The 5,670-nt window shown below is 59.0% G+C and carries 8 protein-coding genes; 1 reads left to right on the top strand and 7 read right to left on the bottom strand.

Annotation, left to right across the window (positions count from 1 at the left end):
* Positions 1–521 precede the first annotated feature (521 nt).
* Positions 522–1,088, bottom strand: coding sequence for a hypothetical protein (locus DSM107133_RS24940; RefSeq protein WP_114291589.1), 567 nt, complete (start codon positions 1,086–1,088; stop codon positions 522–524).
* Positions 1,085–1,345: a hypothetical protein gene (locus DSM107133_RS24935; RefSeq protein WP_114291588.1), complete on the bottom strand. Its 261-nt coding sequence runs from the start codon at positions 1,343–1,345 to the stop codon at positions 1,085–1,087. The genes DSM107133_RS24940 and DSM107133_RS24935 overlap by 4 nt, the downstream gene beginning before the upstream one ends.
* Before the next feature lie 153 nt (positions 1,346–1,498).
* Here DSM107133_RS24935 and mobQ point away from each other — a divergent pair, with 153 nt between their 5' ends.
* The gene (mobQ, locus tag DSM107133_RS24930) at positions 1,499–2,731 is read left to right on the top strand and encodes a MobQ family relaxase (RefSeq protein WP_243253661.1); all 1,233 of its coding nucleotides are present in this window, start codon (positions 1,499–1,501) and stop codon (positions 2,729–2,731) included.
* Between the two features lie 108 nt (positions 2,732–2,839).
* Here the strand turns inward: mobQ and DSM107133_RS24925 are convergent, their stop codons facing one another.
* The 5 genes from DSM107133_RS24925 to DSM107133_RS24905 all read right to left on the bottom strand — a co-directional run bounded on the left by DSM107133_RS24925 (position 2,840) and on the right by DSM107133_RS24905 (position 5,670).
* A complete protein-coding gene (locus DSM107133_RS24925; protein ID WP_243253662.1) occupies positions 2,840–3,223 on the bottom strand; it encodes a DoxX family protein in 384 nt (127 codons plus the stop codon).
* Positions 3,189–3,827, bottom strand: a complete 639-nt coding sequence (locus DSM107133_RS24920; RefSeq protein WP_114291585.1) for a TetR/AcrR family transcriptional regulator — start codon at positions 3,825–3,827, stop codon at positions 3,189–3,191. Before DSM107133_RS24920 ends, DSM107133_RS24925 begins: the two co-directional genes overlap by 35 nt.
* 473 nt (positions 3,828–4,300) lie before the next feature.
* Positions 4,301–4,684, bottom strand: a complete 384-nt coding sequence (locus DSM107133_RS24915; protein WP_114291584.1) for a type II toxin-antitoxin system PemK/MazF family toxin — start codon at positions 4,682–4,684, stop codon at positions 4,301–4,303.
* Between the two features lie 9 nt (positions 4,685–4,693).
* Positions 4,694–5,089 (bottom strand): hypothetical protein, encoded by a 396-nt coding sequence (locus DSM107133_RS24910; RefSeq protein WP_162791938.1) that lies wholly within the window; start codon positions 5,087–5,089, stop codon positions 4,694–4,696.
* A gap of 11 nt (positions 5,090–5,100) precedes the next feature.
* On the bottom strand, positions 5,101–5,670 hold the full coding sequence (locus DSM107133_RS24905) for a replication/maintenance protein RepL (protein WP_205387729.1): 570 nt from the start codon (positions 5,668–5,670) through the stop codon (positions 5,101–5,103).

Below are 5,670 nucleotides of genomic sequence, written 5' to 3'. Positions count from 1 at the left end.
GACCTACCCCTAGCTCATTCATGTTCAAATATCAGTTAAATCTGTAGCATATCTTTATTTGCCTGCTCTAATTTCGACCATACTGACCCGTCAAATATCGGTCAAGCTTGTTCAAATTTCGATCAGACCTAGGTCACAGCTATGAGCTGGGGGTAGGTCACAGCTGTGACCTACCCCCCCCCACTAAGTCTTTGTTTTTATTGGCTCGAAATTTTCCGCCTTCTAATGATCTACAGGAAGGCAAAAAATCCACGCTCGTTCGATCGGTAGCGCTCGTCAGTAAGCTGGCGAACGATCGGGCGGGGGTGGAGTTTTTGACTGACACAGGCGACGAAGGAGCCTGTTTATCTGTCAGTACATTTTTCGCACCGTTGCAGATGATGTTCGTCATTACCACAGGCGAAACATCAACCGGATGGGGTGGGTCAGGCAGGGAGGGGAAGGGTTATCCCCAATCCCGCCTTGCAACATCTGTGGCAACGGTCGGATTTGCTGAGAATGAGAAGGGGATCGGTGGCCCCTCAGTTCCCATCACTAGGCGCTTGTTTGATCCAGAATGCGCAGAAGCTGGACCCGTTGTCCTGGTCCACGACCTGCCCCCCGAACCACGACCTGCCGCAGTTGTAGCGCACCAGATCGTTGACGGAGAGGGCCGACTTGGCCGTTTCCATGCCATAGGCCAACAGAAGGCCCAGAACGACCCCTGTGGCGAGCATAGAGGCCAACCACACCCAGAACCCGCCAAAGTAGCGCCACGCCTGTCTGCGGGCCTCTCCGGCGGCCTGTGAGAGGCTTCTGGCGACTTCGAGGCTCTCGGCCCGGGTTTTCTCTATAGCCGCCTCAGCGGCGCTCGCAGCGGCTTTGCTGGTCTCTTCCTGGAGCACTGCCGCAACGCCCAGCAGGCGCATCTCGACGGCTTTCTGGACTTCGGGGCCAACCTTGCGCATCCGATCCACGCCCTCGGCCAGCATTTCGTGCAGGGCTTCGGCGTCGTCCTTGTCGAGACTGGTCCGCTTCAGGCGTTCCATGTCCTGCCGGATCAGGGTGATTTCATCGACGAGCTGCTGGAAGGGATCTTTGACGCTCATGGACGTTCCGCCTTCGCAGCGACGCCATCCAGTTCTTCCAGCAACCCGACCAGCTCTTTCTGATCGACTTCCCGGGTGACGGCCCGACGCAGGAGAGCGGCGAGGGCGCGGGCCTTTTCCGGGTCTTTCAGCGCGTTGGATATTGCCACTGATCCGACGATGATCTTGCGGCGAGTTTCGCTGGCCTTCTGACGTTCTTTCAGACGGGCCAGCTTGGCTTGCGTCGTTGCAATTTGCTGATCAATACTCCGTGCCATTCTGACCTCCGCTCTCCTGACAATTGTTGATTTCTCGCAAAGGTTTAGGCAAGGTGCAATACACGAAGTGCCCACTTATACAAACGCTGCGCGTTTGTGTGGGCGGGGGAGACTGGCATTTCCCCTCGACCCCTAAGCAAAGTGCGGCACAGAATGGCGATATATCATTTACGAGCTTCGATGATTTCTCGCAGTCAGGGCCGCAGCGCCACGGCGGCAATTGCCTATCGTGTGGCGGAGCGTATCGAAGACCGGCGTACCGGGCTGACCTTCGATTACGCGGCGCGTGGCGGTGTCGATCACACCGAAATCCTCGCCCCGGATCATGCGCCGGATTGGGTCCGCGACCGATCCGAGCTGTGGAACCGCGTCGAGGAATCCGAGACCCGCAAGAACAGCCAGGTCGCCCGCGAGGTGCGTGTGGCCCTGCCTGCCGAGCTGACCCATGCGCAGCGGGTCGAACTGGTCCGGGACTTCGCCCAGGAACAGTTCGTGGACCGTGGCATGATCGCGGATATCGCTCTGCACGCGCCGGGGCGCGACGGCGATGATCGCAACCACCACGCCCATATTCTGCTCACCACCCGCGAGATTGGCCCCGAAGGTTTCACCACCAAGAACCGCGACTGGAACAAGGTCGAGGTTCTGGAGGGCTGGCGGGAAGCATGGGCACGCGACAACAACATCGCCCTTGAGCGCGCCGGCATCGAGGATCGCGTGGATCACCGGACCTTGGAAGCACAGCGCGACGAGGCGCTTGAGCTGGCATCGGCGGCGCGGGAGCGCGGCGACGAGGGGGCGGAGCTGGTGCAGACTGTGCGCGCTATTGAGCTGGATCGCCCGCCGCTGCCCCAGCTTTCCCCCGGCGCGTGGCAGATGAAGGAGCGCGGCATCGAGGTCGGCCGCGTCGGGGCCTGGCACGAGGCCAAGGCCCGTGCGGCCGAGGTGATGGAGGTTGCCCGCGAGCTGGCCGGTCATGTCCGCGACTGGCTCGACCGTGCGGCGGATCGCGTGTTGGATCGTCTCGGACCGGAGCAGTCCGAGCTGGCCCTTGCCGGGGGGCGTGAGGGCCGGGAGCAGGAACCGGATTTTGCCACGCGTTTGCAGGCGGCTTGGGAAGCCCGGAAGGAGGGCCGAGAGCGGCATGAGGCCGAGACCCCAGAGCGGGAGGCCCCGGACGATTTTGCGGCGCGGTTGCGGGCCGCGGCTGCCGGGATCGACCGGGAGGCGCTCAGTGACCGGGTTTTCACGCTGCGCGAAGGCCGCGAGGCCGACGAACGGCAGGCCGAGCTGGACGCGGCGCAGGAACGGGAGCGCACCAAGGAGCTGGAGTTGGAGCGCGAAGTTCATGCCCGCCGGGACAGGGGGCATGATTATGGACTGTAGACCTTCGCTACGCCGTTCACGGACAACCGCAGTGCGGACGGTTTCTGCTGATGTGCGATTTGTGCTGCACTTGCCTTGTGAGGGATGGCGAAAGGGCTATGCGTGCGTTCATTTCGGACGTTGGGTGCCCCAGGTCACGAACAGGACCGTCAGGGCTACCGCTAAAACCATGAGCGGTGCGATGGCATGGGTAAATTCGCCATGCAACAGCACAGTTCCTGCTGCACCGGCCATCACCAGACAGGCGAGTGTCGCCCCCCAGAGCCGTGCAGAACGCATTGCAATCAATGCTGCTGCCGCGATCTCCAAGACCCCAGTGATATAATGAAACCAGCTGGGATAGCCCCACCGTAGATAGTCGGCCCGGATCGTCTCGGAGGCAAAGATGTTGCCCAGCCCGCCGACAATGAAGAATGCTGCAAGCAGCAAGGCGAGGACGGATTTCCAAGGAAGATTATTAAGCATGGGGAGCGTCTCCGGGTAGAACGCCATGAAGGAATGTTATGACCGTTTCACGGGAAAGGTGTGTGCGCTCTGCGCTGGAAAGCGAGGTGTCTTGCTGTCCCACCAACGCCTGTAATTGCGGCGCTGCGGTTAGCAAAGTGAGGAACTGGTTGGCGAGAGTGACAACAGAGAGGTCAGCGCGAAACAGGGAACGGCGCGTGCACAGCCAGTCCGCCAGAATTTCGGCGCAGGCCTCATGCCCCGTCTGCAGAATAGCTCGGGACAACTCGGGAAAGCGTTGGCCTTCGGCAATCATCAGTCGATGCAGTGCCAATGTTCGAGGTTGCAGGACGATTTCGAGAATTCTCTCGCCAAACAGAACAAGAGCGGGACCAAGCTCGGCCTCTGCGATCTGCATCTTCCGCAATGGCTGCGCCTGTTCGTCGCAAAGTCTCTTCACCGTTTCAATGAACAGGCCTTCTTTGCCGCCAAAGCGTCCGTAGACATTGCGGCGTGAGCCACCGACTTGAGTTATAAGGGCGTCAATCGACACACCTTCATATCCGCGCTCCAGAAAGAGTTCGGCTGCCGTATCCGTCAGCGCCTGTATGCGCTTTGCGCCATGGGCGGTTCTGTGCGTGTGGTTCTCCATGGCTGTCAAGCTCCCCTCGAATCATACGGTACAGTACCATACCATATTTAGTCGTTAGTGCCAGAGGCTGTGGATCGAGTTGCCGACCTTGTTGAACGTCCGCTTTCGGAAAGATGCCCAGAAGCTTTGCGGCTGCACCAGACTCGAACGTCCACGAAGAGATGGCACTGACCGTCTGCAACGGGCTCTGAGTCAGATTTTGCCGCGCGCTGCATGAACAGCTGCTTTACTGAATCCGCAAGGGCATCGAGCGTTCCGATATTTGAGGCCTTCACGCTCAATGCTCTTGCTTCCGTCGCACCCAGTTGTTGACGGAACTCACGCGGTAGATATTTCAAAGAAAGTCTGAAAAAACGAAAGGGGCGGACTAGCCACCCCTTCGCATCTATTTCCCACCGAAGGGAAGCAGTCACGGTTGCCCGCGCCGTATCTGGCTCTTTAGGTAGCATCCTGTGGCCACAGAGTCAAGATTTTCAGTATGGGAGATTCTTGAGGGCGCGCTCTTTGATGTGCTCGAAATCGGCTTCGGAAATGCGCGGGATCACTCGTCCAGGTGGACTTAGGCGGCTTACGGCCACTGTCATCAGGTGGTCACAGATCACCCACGCTTGTTTCGCCTGTAGCGGGGACTGCATAGGGTAAGCATGTGGATTGTCAGGCTGCGACTTGGTAGAGAAAGGCAGCACTGTGACTTTGCCGTGAAGGGTCGTTTTCAGCGACATGATGAGCACGGGCCGTGTTTTCCAGAACTCGGGCAACTGGGCGTCGTCGGGTAGCTTGCACCAATATACCTGACGAATGCGCGGAGCACTCTTGACTGTTGGCGCAACGCGCGGTGGCGCGGTTTCATCTGCCATTCTCTTTTTTCACCTTTTCCATGGCCAGCGCCTGCCGGGGCGTTGTGCCTCTTGCGGGGCAGGCAGCATCCGGCGCAAATCCTCGATGTGCTTCCCCCTTTCTTCTGCCAGTGCTTCGGCCACGGCAGCGCGTTGTTCGGCCTCTTTCAGCCGTGCTTTGAGCGTGTCAACTTCGCCAGTCAATTGGGTGTTCTTGTTGGTAAAGTTGTCTGGTTCATCTTGTCCAACTGTTTTCGCACTGTCCGTCCGTGGCTGGTAAACTCTGGCAAGTTCTGCAGGATCAATTTGCCACTGGCCTTTCCCATCCTGAACACCAGAAACTTTGCCTGTTTTCAGTGCTTTTGTGAGTGTTGGTCGGGATACTTGGTAAATCTTTACCGCCTCACGGATAGAAACATTGGCCACGGTGAATACCCCTATTCGCTATCTTCGGTAGGATGGCCAAAGGCGGGCAAGTTCGGTTCTAGACCGGGAAAGGACGGCTGAGAAACGGGTGGTAAACCTTGACCGGCTGGAAGCTGAAGCTCACCGACACGGGGCAGGCGGTGCAACTCTTCCTTGGTCGCATCGAGAGCACCAGCGGGTTGTTCATCCTCGCTGACCAGAACCTCGGCTTGCAGGCGCGAATACCGGAGCTTGTCACGGCCTTCTGTCCACGCCACGCGGCTATTCAGAACATAGGCGTTTACCGTGCCACTTGCGCCAATCTGGACAACTTCGACCCAGTTCCCGGATTCCAATATCTTGAGGGCGCGCTTCACTGTTGCAGGCGAGGAACCCATGAGTTTTGCGAGCACTTTGTGCGAGGCGACGATAGCGTTCTGTTCCCCGACATTCGCCACCAGGACATGCAGCAACGCCCCGGCAGCGGGCGACTTAACTGCCAGCCGACCCCACGCTTCATGCGCTGCGCGGTCGGTTTGGACGAAGTGTCCCCGCTGCTTCTTTGCCGGAAGCATTGCCCGTTCTACCCCTAGCTCATCCAT

It is taken from the genome of Pseudosulfitobacter sp. DSM 107133 (genome assembly GCF_022788695.1).
Lineage (GTDB): Bacteria > Pseudomonadota > Alphaproteobacteria > Rhodobacterales > Rhodobacteraceae > Pseudosulfitobacter.
This window is presented reverse-complemented; position numbering and strand designations above follow the sequence as displayed.

Bases quoted from the DNA above. Each gene is read 5' to 3' on its own strand.
- DSM107133_RS24940 (WP_114291589.1), bottom strand. From the start codon at position 1,088: ATGAGCGTCAAAGATCCCTTCCAGCAGCTCGTCGATGAAATCACCCTG.
- DSM107133_RS24935 (WP_114291588.1), bottom strand. From the start codon at position 1,345: ATGGCACGGAGTATTGATCAGCAAATTGCAACGACGCAAGCCAAGCTG.
- mobQ (WP_243253661.1), top strand. From the start codon at position 1,499: ATGGCGATATATCATTTACGAGCTTCGATGATTTCTCGCAGTCAGGGC.
- DSM107133_RS24925 (WP_243253662.1), bottom strand. From the start codon at position 3,223: ATGGCGTTCTACCCGGAGACGCTCCCCATGCTTAATAATCTTCCTTGG.
- DSM107133_RS24920 (WP_114291585.1), bottom strand. From the start codon at position 3,827: ATGGAGAACCACACGCACAGAACCGCCCATGGCGCAAAGCGCATACAG.
- DSM107133_RS24915 (WP_114291584.1), bottom strand. From the start codon at position 4,684: ATGGCAGATGAAACCGCGCCACCGCGCGTTGCGCCAACAGTCAAGAGT.
- DSM107133_RS24905 (WP_205387729.1), bottom strand. From the start codon at position 5,670: ATGGATGAGCTAGGGGTAGAACGGGCAATGCTTCCGGCAAAGAAGCAG.